Raw genomic sequence first — 879 nt, 5'->3', positions numbered from 1 at the left:
CCCTTAACTGACTGAGGCTTGAAAATGCGCTTCGATGCCCATGAAGGCAAGCGCATGTTTAACAAACGGTTAACGCCGGCTGCTTTGGAGCCGGCCGCCCGTGGACAAAAAAAGAGCCGCGGATAAGGCGGCTCTCAGGAGTTTAACAGGGAGGCGTCAAACAAAGTGGCTCCAACCACTCGGTAAGAATCCAGCAAAACTGGATGTGCATAGTAAACGCCTGTAAAGCTTAACGAACCCTTAACGCGGCGGCGATTTTTTAAGCGAACGCGCTTCCCTGTGCCGGAACAGGACAGCGGCTCCGCCGCTGGGGATCGTCTAAAACCGGATTTTCGAATGCCGATCGTGGCCGCCTGTAACATGCCCGCCGCTGCCGCGGCATCGTTCCGAAACACGCGCCACGCAAAAGCCCGCTCCTCTGAAGCGGCGCGCAAATCCTCGCCGCTTGAAATCAGGCAGGATCTCCGGGAGCAAACCATGGATTGGTATTCGATCGTCAAATTCCTTCACGTCGTTTCGGCTATTTTGTGGGTCGGCGGCGGCTTCGTGCTGTTCCTGCTCGGCGTGCTGGCCGAGCGCGCCGGCAACATCGAGGACAAGCTGCAGGCAATGCGCGCCAGCGGACAGCTCGGCGGCAGGTTCTTCGCGCCGATGTCGATGCTGACGCTGATCTTCGGCCTCGTCATGTGCGGTTTCTGGGTCGGCTTCACCGAACTGTGGATCGTCATCGGCCTCGTCGGCTATGCCACGACCTTCTCGATCGGCATGCTGATCTTCAAGCCGACCGGCGAGCGCATGGGCGCCATGGTCGCCGAGCAGGGTGTGACGCCCGCCGTCCTTGCCATCGGCCAGCGCATGATGAGATGGGCGCGCCTCGAT

The 879-nt window shown here is 59.8% G+C and carries 1 protein-coding gene; it reads left to right on the top strand.

All coding sequences use genetic code 11. The annotated features are described in order from the left end of the window. Window positions 1-477: 477 nt before the first annotated feature. On the top strand, window positions 478-879 hold a 402-nt coding region (locus tag EOA27_RS38340), incomplete at its 3' end, for a DUF2269 family protein (RefSeq protein WP_127258945.1).

Origin of the sequence: Mesorhizobium sp. M2A.F.Ca.ET.037.01.1.1 (genome assembly GCF_003998075.1) — a bacterium.
Lineage (GTDB): Bacteria > Pseudomonadota > Alphaproteobacteria > Rhizobiales > Rhizobiaceae > Mesorhizobium.
The sequence above is the reverse complement of the archived record's forward strand: the minus strand, read 5'-3'. Positions and strand labels throughout refer to the sequence as shown.